Source organism: Bacillus sp. M13(2017) (assembly GCF_002218325.1).
Lineage (GTDB): Bacteria > Bacillota > Bacilli > Bacillales > Bacillaceae_G > Bacillus_A > Bacillus_A thuringiensis_K.
The window spans coordinates 47437-63564 of sequence record NZ_KZ268511.1; the positions used below are offsets into that span (position 1 = coordinate 47437).

Below are 16128 nucleotides of genomic sequence, written 5' to 3' on the forward strand. Positions count from 1 at the left end.
ATAATTAATTAAAATATTAAATTTTCTGATAATTATTTTTCAATACATAGAAAAGGAGTGGTAATATACAATTTTAATAATTGTATAAAAATCCTAATTTTGTAATTTTGGAGAAAAGGGGATGCGAGTGTATGGGAGCAGATGTAGTAACGCGGGAGCAAATGAAACATTCTTTAGATGATTGGTATCGTGTAATGTTGCAGCAAAATATAGAGAAGGCCACAGAAATGAAAGAGGAGATTGAAAGTAAGATTAGTGGGTTGGATGTGGATCAGGATGTATTACTTTATCATGCGTTGTTGAATTTTAGATATGATGCATTAGTTGATTGGATTTCAGTTAGAGAAGATAGTTTTGATAAAGTGGAATCTTTCGAAATTCCAACAGAGGGCTTTTTAGCTTATTATTATCACTTTTTTAAAGGGTTTCATTGCACATTAATTTCAAATTATAACGAAGCGAAAGAACAGTATGAGCAAGCTGAGAAGTTATTGAAATATATTGCAGATCCGATAGAACATGCGGAGTTTAATTATCGGATGGGATATTTTTACTATCAAGTATATCAGCAAATGTTAGCTTTAGATTATATCAAAAAGGCGAAAGAAATATTTTGTGAACATAAAGGTTACGAAGGAAACGTGGCGTTGTGTCATAACTTCATAGGATTATGTTGTATTGATTTTAAACAGTTTGAGTTAGCGGAGGAAAGTTTTAATACCGCAATCCATTTACTTCAACAACATGATAAAGAAGAAAAACATATTTTAATGGTTAGAAGTAACTTAGGGTGGTTATATAGTAGTCAGAATTTATCAGATTTGGCAATTAGACATTTAAGTGAAGTGACTAAGAAAATGCCTAAGCATTTTAAAGCGATTTTTACTGAAGCAGAGGAAAATTATAAACTGGGCAAAATAGAAATTGCTAATAACTTAATAGAACTAGGGCTGAAAATTTGTAATGAGTTGCAAAATAAAGAATTTCAACATCGCTTTATGATATTGAAGGAATTAAATATTAATTCGAGTGCTAATGAGTTAGAGAAAGTAACTGTGGAAAGTATTTCGTATTTTGAAGAACACTCCCTTTTAGATTGTGTTAAGGAATACGCAGAAATATTAGCTTATAAATTTTATCAAGAAGAAAAACATGAAAAGGCTAGTAAATACTTTTATATTAGTAGCCAAGCTCGAAAAAAACTTTTAAAAGAAGGAGCGCTAAAATAAATGAAAAAAATTAATGTATTGATAGCAGGTTTAGTAATACTACTTTCATTAGGGCTTACTGCTTTTACAGAGTCTGAACAACATGCTTTAAATAGAGGTGATGGTGGCGGAGCACCAGCAAGACCAGACTACGTTAACATTGGCGACACAGGAGGAGCACCAGCAGATAATAAAGGCGACGGCGGCGGAGTAAGCCAACTATAATAACAAAGAAAGGGACTTCAACATGAAGTCCCTTTTTCTATTTTCAGGCCATGTAGAGAAAAGAATTGACTTACTTTAAATATGTAACTATAATAGTTACAGAATAACCATTAGTAATAGAAGTGAGTTATATTTTTTTAGTATAATTGTAACTGTTTTAGTTACAATTAAAAAGAGAACATAAAATAACCAAAAAATGTAAAAACTTTAAATAGCCATTCGAGAAAGGAGACGGGAACTTTGAAAAGGTTTAAGTTTTATATGATTAGCGGTATTGTGCTCGTTTTGTTAATTGTTTGTAATTTCGTCGATAAGCCGATTGCGAAGGTTGGAGAAGTGAAAGATACTGTTATGATGAAGCTGCATACGAAAGAGAGTATGGCGCAAATTGATGGGCAGACAATTTATTTTAAGCAAATTGGAGAGGGGAAGCCGCCTTTACTTATGCTTCATGGGTTTGGTGGTTCATCTGATGGGTTTAGTGATATTTATCCGGAACTTGTAAAGGATCACACGATTATAGCGGTTGATATTTTAGGATTTGGGCGTTCTTCTAAGCCAGTTGATTTTCAGTATTCGTTTCCTGCGCAAGTGAATTTATATTATAAGTTAATGAAGAAGCTCGGATACGATCAGTTTGCGGTGCTCGGTCATTCGATGGGCGGAGAGATGTCCCTTAATTTAGCGTATTTATATCCGGATGCAGTGACGCATCTCATCTTGGCGGATGCTACAGGGATAGAGTCTTTCCAGCAAAAAGACAGTTATGAAGTGCCGCCGCTATCGACGGACTTACAAACTGTAACTGAGATTACGAAGTATAATAAAAATGAAGTGAAAAATAGTCGTGATGATAAAGAGCATTATGATCAGCTTACGAAAATGAGAGAGCGCCGCATTGCGATGGAAGCTGATAAAATTAAGGTGCCAACTCTAATTATATGGGGACGACATGATAAGAGTGTTTCTTGGAAAAATGGTGAACTGTATCATGGGCTATTTGCAAATAGTACGTTTCATATTATTGAAAAAGGATACCACGCACCGTTTCGTCAGGAACCAATCGAGTTTATGGAATATGTACAAGCGTTTTTCGCGAAGCATCCACAATAAAAATTTTAAGCATAAATCCACTTCTTTCCTCATAAAGTGAAACTAATAAGGCTTGTCTAAGGAAAGGAATGAAGTGATTTGGAAACTTTACCATGGTGGGTGTATCTTGTAATTGTCGGGATTGTACTAAGTGGCTACATGGTTTTATATACTTCGAAAAAAGAGCAAGATATGGATAATGAGTTTATTGAAAAAGAAGGCGAAGTATATATGAAGCGCTTAGAAGAAGAACGCGAGAAACGTAATCAGGATAGTGATAAAGATTCGGTATTGCTTTAATAAAAATTTTGAAAGGCTACCACCTAGTAGGATTTTACATCTAGGTGGTAGCTTTTTTTCTTCTGCGGGAGCAGTATATGTTCATCAAGCTAAGGTTATATTAGTTTAATTTTACATGTATAAGAGAGTCATCATAAACTTTTATTGATGGTATTTATATATATTTTTACTCATAAGAATGGAACTAGTGGGGATTTTACTGGGGGGGATTAACAATGCATAGGGATGAAACTTCATTACATCCTGATACAGGTGTTACATCTGTAATGTTTGTTGAGCGTTCATTAAATGAAATTCGTTTTTGGTCTAGAATCATGAAAGAGCATTCTCTTTTTCTTCGCTTAGGGTTTAGATGCGAGGATACGCAATTAATCGAAGAGGCGAATCAATTTTATCGATTGTTTGAACATATTGAACAAATAGCGCATTCCTATACAAATGAAACAGATCCTGAGCAAATAAAAAGATTTAATGCAGAAGTACAACAAGCCGCAACTAATATTTGGGGATTTAAACGAAAAATTTTAGGATTAATTCTCACATGTAAATTGCCAGGACAAAATAACTTTCCACTTTTAGTTGACCATACAAGTAGGGAAGCTGATTATTTTAGAAAACGTTTAATACAATTAAATGAAGGTAAATTAGATGCGCTTCCTGATGCTATTATTAAAGAAAATGTTTTCTTTTTACGGATTATGGCAGACCATGCTAAATTTATTGGTCATCTTCTTGATCCATCGGAAAGAAAGCTTGTAGATACAGCACGAAATTTTAGCAATGATTTTGATGAATTGATGTATCAAGCAATTGACTTAGAATCTATGAAACCACAATCCCAAACAGCTCCTCTTTTAGATCAATTTTTAGATCAAAATCGCGTGTCGGTTGTATCTCTTCGGGATTTTAAGAAAACAGCACGTGATTTAATTGAGCAATGTAAAATAAAGAGTATCATTCATCCATTATTAGCAGACCATGTTTTCCGTGAAGCTGATAGATTTCTTGAAATCATTGATATGTATGATGTTCACCTTACAAATATTCAATCACAACCTAGATATTAGAAGATAAGGAAAGATACTATTTTTCCTTAAGCTGAGAAGTTAACAATTTATTGTTAGCTTCTTTTCTTTGTGATTAAAATTTTCTTTTAAGGACTACATAAATCCCTTTGACCAAATATGTAATTCTTTGTAAAATGTTATATATGGAAATATTATGAATATGCAGGAAATCTATGGATAATAGATTTTAATAAATTATTCAAGGGAAATTTATTAGTTAAGTATATTAACTTGTTTGCACTACATTTTACAAATAAAGGGGTATTAGTAATCATGAAAGCAAAGAAATTAGTAAGTTTAGCGCTACCAGTTATGTTATTGAGTGGTTGTATTACAATTGAAACTGATGGTAAGAAAGCTGAACCAAAGAAAGAAGAAACGCAAAAGGTAGAGAAAGAGAATAAGACTTCTGAAAAAGAGAGTAAGTCAACTGATAGCAAGAAAGAGGATAGCTCATCTGTAGCGAAAGGTGAAGGTACAAATAGTAGCTCATCAAGTAGTCAACCAAGTTCTTCTTCAAATAATTCAACTTCTTCTAGTTCTTCAACTGGTAAGGTAACTGGTTCAGATGTTGAAAGGTACAAGGCAGATATCATAAATAGTGCTACTCAAATTGAAGATACAATGAAATTAATTGAAGGAATAGCAGATTCAGACGTAAAATCATACAAACAAAAGAAAAGTGAAGTACAACTGAGTTTAGGTGGAGCAAAGGCAACTGCAACGAAACTGAAGAATCTACAAGCGCCTCCTGAGTTACAGGGAGAACAGGCGAAGATAAAGCAGTCGATGGAACTATATGCGGATTGTTTTCAACTTCTATTTGATGCATTAGATCAAGAAGACGAAAGTAAAATGCATCAATCACTAAGTAAAGCACAAGAAGGTTCGAAACTGTTTGAAGAGGCAGCGAAGAGTATCGGTAGTAAAACCAACTAAGAATAAATTATTTTAAGGGGTACTTGTGGGTGCAGTTGGTGCAAGTGAAGAGTTAGGAATTAGTTATGGAAACACATTACAAATTTATCAAATGGACGATAATGTTCGTATTCGATATATAAAACAATAAATAATTGGTGAAAAACTCTGTAATAAATTTTACAGGGTTTTTTGTTAGTTCTAGTTTATTTTTTTGTCTTCCTAAGCGCTAAGCATACTAGTATAAGTTGAGAAATGAACAAAACGATAATGATAGGCAAACCTTTCTCACGATGTAACTGTAACCATCTAAAGCCCAATTCATACACTATGATGGAGGCTTTTTACTTACTAATCGGATGAAAAAGGAGTGTAATCATGAAGAAATGTACTGTTAATGAAGCGGGAGGGAATGTGCCACAACCAATCCGCAGCGACGGAGCAGGTGCGATTGATTCTGGACCTCGTAATGTTATGAGGGATATTCAAAATCCGAATATGCTTGTTCCGCCTATAACGGATGCAGGGTTAGTTCCTAACTTGAAGTTTTCATTCTCGGACACTTCTATGATTTTGAAACAAGGCGGGTGGTCTCGGGAGATTACTGCTCGGGAACTACCGGTTTCGACGACGATTGCGGGAGTGAATATGAGTTTAACGGCCGGTGGAGTACGAGAACTACATTGGCATAAAGAGGCAGAATGGGCGTATATGCTTTTAGGACGGGCGCGCATAACGGCTGTTGATCAAAATGGGCGTAATTTTATTGCTGATGTTGGGCCAGGTGATCTTTGGTATTTTCCTCCTGGTATTCCGCATTCCATTCAAGGATTGGAACATTGTGAATTTCTACTCGTTTTCGATGATGGGCATTTTTCTGATTTATCTACTTTAGCTATTTCTGATTGGTTTGCGCATACGCCAAAAGAAGTGTTGTCGGCTAATTTCGGAGTACCTGAGAGTGCTTTTCGTTCTATTCCTTCAGATCAAGTTTATATTTATCAAGGAGAGGTGCCAGGTTCGCTTGAAAGTCAGGAAATTCAATCACCTAAAGGAGAAGTTCCTTTAACATTTAAACATGAATTGTTAAAACAAAAGCCGATTAAGACTCCTGGTGGTAGCGTTCGAATTGTAGATTCTACAAATTTCCCTATTTCCAAAACAATCGCAGCAGCGCTCGTTGAGGTTGAGCCTGGCGGAATGAGAGAACTTCATTGGCACCCGAATAATGATGAATGGCAATATTATTTGACAGGGGAAGCGAGAATGACTGTGTTTCTTGGAAATGGTACCGCTCGTACATTTGATTATAGAGCTGGCGATGTCGGATATGTACCGTTTGCGACGGGGCATTATATTCAAAATACAGGTACCGAAACATTATGGTTTTTAGAGATGTTCAGAAGTAATCGTTTTGAAGATGTATCGTTAAATCAATGGATGGCACTGACTCCTAAAGAAATAGTGGAGAGTAATATACATGTTGGCCCGCAAGTAATGGATTCCCTGCGTAAGGAGAAGTGGCCTGTTGTGAAATATCCGGAGTTTTTATATAGTCCGAAAAATGATGAGTAAAAATGAAAATTTGCGTTATTCTTTCTGGAGACTGATAAGAAGGGATGGCGTATTTTTTATGCCTAATCTAGTCTTTATCCCGCTATTTGCCGGGCAGTAAGACCCCCACCTCAAAATTCAGCGGAAGCAAAGAAGTTAGGTGGGGGATCAACAAAACCCCCACTGATTAAAGTTTCAATTTATTAGTATCCGTCCTTTGTATTATTGTTCGGGAAATTATTATTGGAGCATAGTATAGGGAAGATACATATAAAATAGCGCCATTATAAGCTGTAACGCATAAGTTGCGCAGGAAATGCAACGATAACTCGCTTTACTCTTCATCATTTATTTGAACATAATGGGCATAGAGAGGTGATAAACACAGTATGATTTTTAGTGAGCGTTTAAAAGAAGAAAGGGAAAAAAGAAATTGGTCGCAAAATGATTTGGCTGAAAAACTTCATGTGAGCAGGCAATCTGTTTCGAAATGGGAGACGGGAAAGAACTATCCGAGCATTGAAATTATTATTCATTTAAGTGATCTGTTCGGTATTACAATTGATGAACTGCTGAGGAGTGATGAAGAATTGACGCAGAAAGTAATTGAAGATAGTAAGCAATTGGCGTATCCAAAATGGAAGGTGTTTTTTGATAGTCTATTTATGATAGGAGTATTTTTGTTTATTGCAAAAATCGTTGTATGGATGCTAAATAAGTTTGCTGGAGCAAGTATTACAATTGTAGCAGATGCGCCATATGTAATGAATCTTTTGCCCCTTGCACTAATGATTATAGGTGGTATAGGTTCCGATAAGTTGAAGAAAATATATAGATAAGAGAAAGATTTGAAAGAAATCCCCAACACTAGCTGTTCTTTTCACTTAAATTGTGTACTATAAAGGATAGGATGACATAAAGAAGGGGACATATAGAATGGAATTTCATGAACAGAAAATTTTGCCGGCAGTGAGGCAAATTAAAGATTTGGAAAAGCTATTACATAGTTCGTATGAATATATCGTTATTTTAGATATTCATGTCGGTCAATTGAAGAGTGTTATATCACTTGCGAAGCAATATTGTAAAAAGGTGTTTTTACATGTGGATTTAATTCATGGTTTGCAGAGTGATGGGCATGCGACGGAATATTTATGTCAGGAGTTTAGACCGTACGGGTTACTTTCAACAAAGGCGAGCGTTATTATGAAGGCGAAGCAAAAAGGTGTTGTGGCAATACAACGCATCTTTTTAATCGATTCGAGTGCAATGGAGAAGAGCTGCAATCTTTTAGATAAGACGAAACCGGATTATATTGAGGTACTTCCTGGAGCATTAACGGATGTTATTGCTGAAGTGAAAGAGCGTACTGGTGTACCGATTTTAGCAGGTGGTTTTATTCGTACTGTAGAAGATGTGGAAAGAGCTTTAAACGCTGGTGCGACAGCAATTACGACATCAAAACGCGAACTATGGAAACATTACCAAAAAAAGTGACGGAAATGTGAATTTTTTCGTTGACACCGCTTTCATTTACGGTTAACATTATAGACAAGTTAATAAACGTGACGGAGAAAAGTAGAGATCCACATTTCATTGTTTCTATATAAATTTATATAGAAGCGTGCAAAGCTGTGGGTCTTTTTCTTTTGACAAAAACGAATGGCCATTCATTTTACCTCTATCACATTTGGAAGCGTTTAAATTGATTGTGGAGGGATACTATGTCAGCATTTTTAGGAGAGTTAATAGGGACTGCGTTGTTAATCGTACTTGGTGGCGGCGTTTGTGCTGGTGTAAGTTTAAAGAAATCGTTTGCGAAAGATTCAGGTTGGATTGTTATTACAATGGGCTGGGGCTTAGCAGTAGCGGTTGCAGCGTATGCGGTTGGATCAATTAGTGGGGCACATTTGAATCCAGCTTTAACGATAGGACTAGCATTTAAGGGAGCGTTCCCATGGAGTGACGTACCAGGTTATATCGTAGCACAAATGATTGGGGCAATTATCGGGGCAGTTATCGTATATTTACATTACTTACCACACTGGAAAGAAACAGAAGATCCAGGAACAAAGTTAGGCGTATTTGCAACAGGTCCAGCAATTCCGAACACATTTGCAAACCTTTTAAGTGAAATGATTGGAACATTCGTTTTAGTATTTGGTATATTAGCAATTGGTGCAAATAAATTTGCAGATGGATTAAATCCATTCATCGTAGGTTTCTTAATTGTAAGTATTGGTTTATCATTAGGTGGGACAACAGGATACGCAATTAACCCAGCACGTGATTTAGGTCCGCGTATCGCACATTTCTTCCTTCCGATTGCAGGAAAAGGCGGTTCAAACTGGAAGTATGCATGGATTCCAGTAGTTGGTCCAATTTTAGGTGGATCACTTGCAGGTTTATTCCATCAAGTTGTATTTGAAGGAAAACAAAATTCAGCACTTATTTATGTGATTATCGCAACTGTGATTGTACTAGCAATCTCTTATATGACAAGTAAAAAAAGCGGAAGCAATACAAATAGTAGAAAAGTAGCATAAGGGGGAAACCGATATGAAAAAATATATTCTTTCATTAGACCAAGGAACAACAAGCTCACGCGCAATTTTATTCAATAAAAAAGGTGAAATTGTTCATTCAGCTCAAAAAGAGTTTACACAACATTTTCCAAAGCCGGGCTGGGTAGAGCATAATGCACAAGAAATTTGGGGATCTATTTTAGCAGTTATCGCAACTTGCTTAAGCGAAGCAGATGTAAAACCAGAACAAATCGCTGGTATCGGTATTACGAACCAACGTGAAACAACGGTTGTCTGGGATAAAACGACTAGTAAACCAATTTACAACGCAATCGTATGGCAATCTCGCCAAACAGCTGAAATTTGTGATGAGTTAAAAGAAAAAGGTTATAGTGAAATGGTTCGCGAAAAAACAGGTCTTTTAATTGATGCATACTTCTCTGGAACGAAAGTAAAATGGATTTTAGATAACGTTGAAGGTGCAAGAGAAAAAGCAGAAAACGGCGATCTATTATTCGGAACAATTGATTCGTGGCTTGTATGGAAACTATCTGGTGGTAAAGCACACGTAACAGATTACTCAAACGCATCACGTACGTTAATGTTTAACATTCACGACTTACAGTGGGATGATGAGCTTCTAGAAATGTTAACAGTACCAAAGAGCATGCTTCCAGAAGTACGTCCATCATCTGAAATTTACGGAGAAACAATTGATTACCACTTCTTCGGTCAAAATGTACCGATTGCAGGTGTAGCTGGTGACCAACAAGCAGCATTATTTGGACAAGCTTGTTTCGGTGAAGGTATGGCGAAAAATACTTACGGAACTGGTTGCTTCATGTTAATGAACACAGGTGAAAAAGCAGTTGCTTCTGAGCACGGTCTATTAACAACAATTGCATGGGGAATAGATGGTAAAGTAAACTACGCATTAGAAGGAAGTATTTTCGTAGCAGGTTCTGCAATTCAGTGGTTACGTGACGGAATGCGCATGTTTAAAGATGCAAGTGAGAGTGAAGTGTATGCGAATCGCGTTGAATCAACTGATGGTGTATACGTTGTACCAGCATTCGTTGGACTAGGAACACCTTATTGGGATAGTGAAGTACGCGGCGCTATGTTTGGTGTAACACGCGGTACGACGAAAGAGCATTTCATTCGTGCAACGCTAGAATCTTTAGCTTACCAAACGAAAGATGTATTATGCGCAATGGAAGCAGATTCAGGTATTGAACTGAAAACATTACGCGTTGATGGCGGAGCGGTTAAAAATAACTTCTTAATGAAGTTCCAAAGTGATATTTTAGATGTTCCTGTAGAGCGTCCAGTGATCAACGAAACAACGGCTCTAGGTGCAGCATACTTAGCTGGTCTTGCAGTTGGATATTGGAAAAACCAAGATGAAATTAAAGAACAGTGGCATATGGACAAACGCTTTGAGCCAACGATGGAAGCGAAAACAAGCGAAGAGCTATATGCTGGATGGAAAAAAGCAATTGAAGCAACAAAAGCTTTCAAATAATCATAAACAGTGTTATAATGGTGACAAGTTAATAATTCGGTAGGAGATTTGGAGAGACCACAACGCGCTATAGAGGCGAAATCTATAGCGGAGTTTGTGGTCTCTTTTTTCGTTATCAAAGGGAGGAATTACCATGAAATTTTCAAGTAAACAACGTAAAGACGTATTAAACGGAGTAAATAAACAAGAGTTAGATGTGATCGTAATTGGTGGAGGTATTACTGGTTCTGGTATTGCATTAGATGGAGCAACACGCGGGTTATCAACAATTGTGTTTGAAATGCAGGACTTTGCAGCAGGTACATCAAGTCGTTCAACGAAGCTTGTACACGGTGGTCTACGTTATTTAAAACAACTTGAAGTGAAAATGGTAGCAGAGGTGGGTAAAGAGCGTGCGATCGTATATGAGAACGGTCCCCATGTAACAACACCAGAGTGGATGTTACTTCCGTTCCATACAGGCGGTACGTTCGGATCATTTAGTACATCAATTGGTCTTCGTGTATACGACTTCTTAGCAGGTGTAAAACGAAGCGAGCGCAGAAAGATGTTTAACCGTGAAGAAACATTAAACAAAGAGCCTCTTGTAAAAAAAGAAGGATTAAAAGGCGGCGGTTACTACGTAGAATATCGTACAGATGATGCGCGTCTTACAATTGAAGTAATGAAAGAAGCAATTGAGCACGGCGCAAAAGCTGTTAACTACGCAAAAGTAGACAGTTTCTTATATAAAGATGGAAAAGTATGCGGTGTACGTGTAATCGATTTACTAGACGGTGAAGTATATGAAGTGTACGGTAAGAAAATTGTAAACGCAGCTGGCCCTTGGGTAGATACACTTCGTGAAAAAGATAACTCGAAAAAAGGAAAAGTACTTCAGTTATCAAAAGGTGTTCACTTAGTAATTGACCAAAAACGTTTCCCATTAGGTCAAGCAATTTACTTCGATACACCAGATAAACGTATGGTGTTCGCGATTCCTCGCGGCGGAAAAACATACGTAGGTACAACAGATACGTTCTATGATAAAGACGCAGCTGTACCACAAATGACAACAGAAGATCGCACATACATCATTAATGCGATTAACTACATGTTCCCAAGCGTGAAAATTACAGAGAAAGACATTGAATCAAGCTGGGCTGGTGTACGTCCGTTAATTTATGAAGAAGGTAAGAGTGCATCTGAAATTTCTCGTAAAGATGAAATTTGGACTTCTGAATCTGGTTTAATTACAATCGCAGGTGGTAAATTAACAGGATACCGCAAAATGGCTGAAATGGTAGTAGACTACGTAACGAACTTACTACAAAAAGAAGGTCATAGCGCATATCCGAAGAGCGACACGAAACATATGCCAATCTCTGGTGGACATGTAGATGGTTCACACGGATTCCCAGCATTCGTTGCGAAAAAAGCTGGCGAAGGTACGAAATATGGTTTAACAACAGCACAAGCAGAAGAATTCGCGAAATTCTATGGTTCTAACGTTGACGTACTATTTGACTTAGCGAAAAAACATAAAGACGAAGCGAAAGAATACAACATGCCGCTTGACGTTCTAATCCCGCTTGTATACGCAATGGATTACGAAATGACAGCAAAACCAGTTGACTTCTTCGTACGCCGCAGAGGCGCTGTATTCTTCAACATCCACTGGGTATACGAGTGGAAAGAAGCAGTAATCAACTACATGGCTGCGAAACTAGGCTGGAGCAAAGAAGAGCAAATGAAATACACAGCTGAATTAGAAAAAGCATTAACAGACGCTGTCATTCCTGTAGATCAACAAGAGCAGGCGGCTGCGTTAGCGTAAAATAGAGAAACACCTGAAGGGAACCCCTTCAGGTGTTTTTTATCTTGACTAAAAATAAATAAAATGTGTTACAATGATGATAGAGTATGTAGTATGAATTTTGCATAAAATAAAGAAGACAGAAGCCTGAGAAACTTCTGCCTTGTGTAACCTAACTTGCTATTGTGGTGGTAGTAGGTGCGGTTATAAGACAATTACATTAACGTTTTAGCCGAGAAACGCCCTTACCTTTTCCACGAAGCAGGGTGGTTCTCGCTTTTTTGTATACAGAAATTAGCCACGGACCGACGTATCTTCTACCGATGACAACGCCAGCTCCGGTTAGGATACCGTACACTAATTTAATGACAAACATCGCGATCATTTTATCACCTCCCCCCTTTTTTCAAAATGGAAGAGATGATTACCACACCTACTAGTTATAGCTTATTAAGTTACATTTCAATTGTATTATGTTTTAAAATAGGGAACAAGACAAATGAATACGGATATGAGGTGTATCATAAAAAAATTAATTACTTATGATCCTAAAATCTAGATGGTATCTCTGTATGTAATTCCGTTCACTTCAGAAATTGAGGTTGAATCGACTGAAGAGTTAGCAGAAAATCCAAAACTAAATGTAGATATTGTAAAATGACAATAAAGTTATTTAATTTAAAAGCCCAAACAAGTATAACCCCGTTCTAAATTTAGGACGGGGTTAAAAATATAGTTGTTTAATCTTGATGTAAGATACTTTACTACACTAAAAAAATATAACAATAAAGTGGTTTGGAAATTTAGGTTTTATTCAAAAAATGGCACCCGTTTGTTAAACAAGAAAATGTAGTATTCCCTATTAATCGAAAGTTGCGATCACTTGATTTAATTCATTTAAGGCCTGTGGTTCAAGTTTTAAAGTAAATGTTGATTGACCAGTACCTCCGTAAATATAATCATAATGGAAAAGTCGTTTGTCTATCACACAAGGTAAATCAAGACCTACCATACGAACACTTCCTACCTGAAAGCCTGTAACTTTTTGAACTTCCTCTGGAGATGCTAATTTCACTTTACTACAACCTAAAATATTAGCTATTTTCTCAAAATTAATTTTACTACGGCTTCCAGATACAATTAACCCAAAGAAGCCTTTATCGGTTTTTAGTATCATCGTTGGAGCTGTTTGCCCAACTTCAATCCCAAAATACTCTGAGCCCTCTTGTCTTGAGTGTATCGGTTTTTCGTGTTGAATTATTGCATATGTATAGTTGCTTTTCTCTAAAATTTCTTGCAATTCCTCCATAAGAAACACCTCCAACATTAATTTTAACATAGAAAATTGCGGTAATATTTAAAAGGCGAACTCTTAAATTAAATGAGTTCTCTTTTTAATTTAGCGGAGGATACACCCTGCTCAAAGAAAATTACCTAGAAGCTTTTGGATGATGAATTTGATAAAAACATTTATGAAGATCCAGAACTACTAGAGCACTACGATAAAACCCTTATCACAAACTGAAAGAGCGCCTTGGGAGAGAGGCGCTCTTTCAGTGAATGTATTGTAACGACTATTCGGTTTATTATATGTAAGTGGCTGGAAAGTGTTTTATAAAAAAACGTTATTGCCATCCGTATTTTTTTATACATTTATAAAACTTTTCTATACAGTGCGTCGTCTAATATATGGGAAGGAGGAAATGATGTGGATGAATTAACGGTAGAAGCGTTTGAAATAGAAGATAAGGAACTCCTTATCGATGAAATCATGAACAAGTATGGACAAGAAGTCCTGCAGCTTGTGTATTCATATGTAAACAATAAAGAAATCGCTGAGGATGTAACGCAAGATATATTTGTGAAATGTTATAAGTCTCTTCATACATACAAAGGGAAGTCGAATGTGAAAACGTGGTTATGGAGAATTGCGATTAATCAATGTAAGGACTATATAAAAAGTTGGTATAACAAAAAGGTGATCGTGACAGAGGATGAATCTGCTTATATGGGGGTTCAAAATGATAGTGTCGAACAAACTGTTATGCAAAATGCGGAGGATCGTGAGCTCGCTTCTGCGGTAATGAATTTACCGATAAAATACCGAGAAGTCATTTATCTATTTTATTATGAAGAATTATCAATTAAAGAGATTGCTACTGTAATAGACGTGAAAGAAAACACGATAAAAACGAGACTGAAAAAAGCGAAGGAGCTTTTGAAGAAAGGATTGGAGGGATAATCAAATGGAAGATCGATTAAAAGGCTTGCGAAAATCAATGGAGAACACAACGTTTAAACATTTGAGTTTTTCTGATCAACACCAGAAGCAGGTGCGCGAAAAAATTAAGCAATCGTCCGAAAAGGAAGAAGATATCCTTTTAGCAGTGTTACAACTTCTTATGAATGAAAAAACAGGTTATGAATTGATGCAGTTACTAAGAGGGAGAGGGATTCAAAAATTCGAAGGTGATGAAGGGTCTCTATACACTTTATTACATCGTCTAGAACAGAATCGCTTTATCCAATCTAGCTGGGATCACGCGGGAGCTAAATATTATCAATTAAATGATAAAGGAAATAAAATGCTGCGAAAGGCAGAGAAGAATGCTACGAAGGCACGATTTATATTAAAAGGATTAGTACAGGAGTGAGAAAAAATTGAACAAAAAAGGGGAGCGTTTTTTAAAGGAAGTTACGAACCATATTAAATCAAAAGAAGCGAAGGACTTGGTGGTAACGGAACTAGAATTTCACTTAAAACAGACGAAGAATATGTGGATAGGGAAAGGGTTAAGTGAGGCAGTTGCGGAAGATAAGGCCGTTGAACAAATGGGAAGTCCGGTCAAACTTGGCGAAGAACTTAACAAACTGTATAAACCAAAGGTGGATTGGTTTTTAATTGGTTTATTAGTGGCTGCGATGGGGTTAGGGTTTTTGCCGGTTATAACTTTTGGACATGCTGACTTATTCATGAATAAGGTGATATTTGTTATTCTCGGTGTTGTAACAGCTGTTGGGATAATGCTGATTGATTATCGGAAGTTAGAGAGGTTTGGATGGTTGTTTTATACAATTGGGGTACTGATCTTATTAATGATAAAATGTTTTCCGACTGGTTACGTGATTGGAGAGGCAATCATAAAAATTGGTCCCATCACAATTGACTGTTTAATGACGATACCATTCTTCTTTCTGGCTTGGGCTTCTTTTTTCAATAATAGTAGGTTAAAGCTTATGCATCTTCTCATGTTGTACGTATTTTCTTTATATCTATTTTCAACTACATCAATTCTTTTACCAATTTTCATCTATATTACGATGGTATTTGTTATGCTTTGGTGGAGTAAGTTAGGAAAGAAAACGGCATGGCTCATTACGATTTTACCTATTGTACCATTGATTATTAGGGATCTACTTTCCTGGTCTGCTGTAAAAGAATACCGTATGGCCAGAATTTTAGGAATGTTAAATCCAGAGCATGATCTATGGTATTTACGTTTAAAAGAGGCGATGTCTTCAGCAGGTTGGTTTGGTACATATGAAAATATAAAGTCTATCCGTGCTGCCCATACTGATTTTGTATTTGCAAGTTTGACTTACTATTATGGATATGTACTTGCGCTAGTTCTTGTCGTGATTCTTTCTCTTTTTGCAGTAAGAATAATGAACATAGCTTATAAAATAAATGATGGTTATGGTAAATTGCTTCTCGTTGGCGGAGTGACTCTTTTTGTAATCCATTTTATTTGTAACGTTGGCATGACCCTCGGGATATTACCACGTGTTTCTATATCATTACCTTTTATTAGCTACGGATTGATACCAACTCTGTTTCATGCATTTATAATGGGGATTGTGCTGAGTGTATATCGTCGTAAAGATATGTCGTTTAGAATGAGAAAAACACCTTGAATCA

The 16128-nt window shown here is 36.5% G+C and carries 17 protein-coding genes and 1 pseudogene; 16 read left to right on the forward strand and 2 right to left on the reverse strand.

Features of this window, described 5'->3' with window-relative positions; translation table 11 throughout:
- Positions 1–131: 131 nt before the first annotated feature.
- The 12 genes from CGQ22_RS22470 to glpD all read left to right on the forward strand — a co-directional run bounded on the left by CGQ22_RS22470 (position 132) and on the right by glpD (position 12230).
- Positions 132–1229, forward strand: a complete 1098-nt coding sequence (locus CGQ22_RS22470; RefSeq protein WP_000500590.1) for a response regulator aspartate phosphatase — start codon at positions 132–134, stop codon at positions 1227–1229.
- Positions 1230–1433 carry a hypothetical protein gene (locus CGQ22_RS22475; RefSeq protein WP_000723609.1) on the forward strand — a complete coding sequence of 68 codons (204 nt, stop codon included), beginning with the start codon at positions 1230–1232 and terminating at the stop codon, positions 1431–1433.
- Between the two features lie 240 nt (positions 1434–1673).
- Positions 1674–2546 (forward strand): alpha/beta fold hydrolase, encoded by an 873-nt coding sequence (locus tag CGQ22_RS22480; protein WP_000819476.1) that lies wholly within the window; start codon positions 1674–1676, stop codon positions 2544–2546.
- Between the two features lie 78 nt (positions 2547–2624).
- Positions 2625–2825, forward strand: coding sequence for a sporulation YhaL family protein (locus CGQ22_RS22485; protein WP_000449223.1), 201 nt, complete (start codon positions 2625–2627; stop codon positions 2823–2825).
- Between the two features lie 215 nt (positions 2826–3040).
- Positions 3041–3892 carry a DUF2935 domain-containing protein gene (locus tag CGQ22_RS22490; RefSeq protein WP_089149384.1) on the forward strand — a complete coding sequence of 284 codons (852 nt, stop codon included), beginning with the start codon at positions 3041–3043 and terminating at the stop codon, positions 3890–3892.
- A gap of 273 nt (positions 3893–4165) precedes the next feature.
- The gene (locus tag CGQ22_RS22495) at positions 4166–4831 is read left to right on the forward strand and encodes a DUF7018 domain-containing (lipo)protein (RefSeq protein WP_089149385.1); all 666 of its coding nucleotides are present in this window, start codon (positions 4166–4168) and stop codon (positions 4829–4831) included.
- A gap of 357 nt (positions 4832–5188) precedes the next feature.
- Positions 5189–6385, forward strand: a complete 1197-nt coding sequence (locus tag CGQ22_RS22500) for an oxalate decarboxylase family bicupin (RefSeq protein WP_000710666.1) — start codon at positions 5189–5191, stop codon at positions 6383–6385.
- A gap of 368 nt (positions 6386–6753) precedes the next feature.
- Positions 6754–7203, forward strand: a complete 450-nt coding sequence (locus CGQ22_RS22505) for a helix-turn-helix domain-containing protein (RefSeq protein WP_000577657.1) — start codon at positions 6754–6756, stop codon at positions 7201–7203.
- A 97-nt stretch (positions 7204–7300) separates the two neighbouring features.
- Complete coding sequence (gene glpP / locus CGQ22_RS22510) at positions 7301–7861, forward strand: glycerol uptake operon antiterminator GlpP (protein WP_000394285.1); 561 nt, start codon at positions 7301–7303, stop codon at positions 7859–7861.
- Between the two features lie 227 nt (positions 7862–8088).
- Positions 8089–8910, forward strand: coding sequence for a glycerol uptake facilitator protein GlpF (gene glpF, locus CGQ22_RS22515; RefSeq protein WP_001272200.1), 822 nt, complete (start codon positions 8089–8091; stop codon positions 8908–8910).
- Positions 8911–8923: 13 nt separating this feature from the next.
- Positions 8924–10414 (forward strand): glycerol kinase GlpK, encoded by a 1491-nt coding sequence (glpK, locus tag CGQ22_RS22520; protein WP_000760009.1) that lies wholly within the window; start codon positions 8924–8926, stop codon positions 10412–10414.
- A gap of 133 nt (positions 10415–10547) precedes the next feature.
- Complete coding sequence (gene glpD / locus CGQ22_RS22525; protein ID WP_000672831.1) at positions 10548–12230, forward strand: aerobic glycerol-3-phosphate dehydrogenase; 1683 nt, start codon at positions 10548–10550, stop codon at positions 12228–12230.
- Between the two features lie 199 nt (positions 12231–12429).
- On the opposite strand, the gene CGQ22_RS32125 is transcribed toward glpD, so the two are convergent.
- Complete coding sequence (locus CGQ22_RS32125) at positions 12430–12594, reverse strand: hypothetical protein (RefSeq protein WP_089149386.1); 165 nt, start codon at positions 12592–12594, stop codon at positions 12430–12432.
- Positions 12595–12732: 138 nt separating this feature from the next.
- Here CGQ22_RS32125 and CGQ22_RS33015 point away from each other — a divergent pair.
- Positions 12733–12861 (forward strand): annotated as a pseudogene (locus tag CGQ22_RS33015) (DUF2283 domain-containing protein); the annotation flags it as partial.
- Positions 12862–13071: 210 nt separating this feature from the next.
- Here the strand turns inward: CGQ22_RS33015 and CGQ22_RS22535 are convergent.
- Positions 13072–13518, reverse strand: coding sequence for an aminoacyl-tRNA deacylase (locus CGQ22_RS22535; RefSeq protein ID WP_046945949.1), 447 nt, complete (start codon positions 13516–13518; stop codon positions 13072–13074).
- Between the two features lie 399 nt (positions 13519–13917).
- Here CGQ22_RS22535 and CGQ22_RS22540 point away from each other — a divergent pair, with 399 nt between their 5' ends.
- The 3 genes from CGQ22_RS22540 to CGQ22_RS22550 are packed head-to-tail and all read left to right on the forward strand — an operon-like array spanning position 13918 to position 16124.
- Positions 13918–14451: a sigma-70 family RNA polymerase sigma factor gene (locus CGQ22_RS22540; protein ID WP_000344022.1), complete on the forward strand. Its 534-nt coding sequence runs from the start codon at positions 13918–13920 to the stop codon at positions 14449–14451.
- Between the two features lie 4 nt (positions 14452–14455).
- Positions 14456–14863, forward strand: a complete 408-nt coding sequence (locus CGQ22_RS22545) for a PadR family transcriptional regulator (RefSeq protein WP_000390149.1) — start codon at positions 14456–14458, stop codon at positions 14861–14863.
- Between the two features lie 7 nt (positions 14864–14870).
- Entirely contained in the window at positions 14871–16124 is a 1254-nt protein-coding gene (locus CGQ22_RS22550; protein ID WP_089149387.1) for an FtsW/RodA/SpoVE family cell cycle protein, read from the forward strand.
- Positions 16125–16128: the final 4 nt, after the last annotated feature.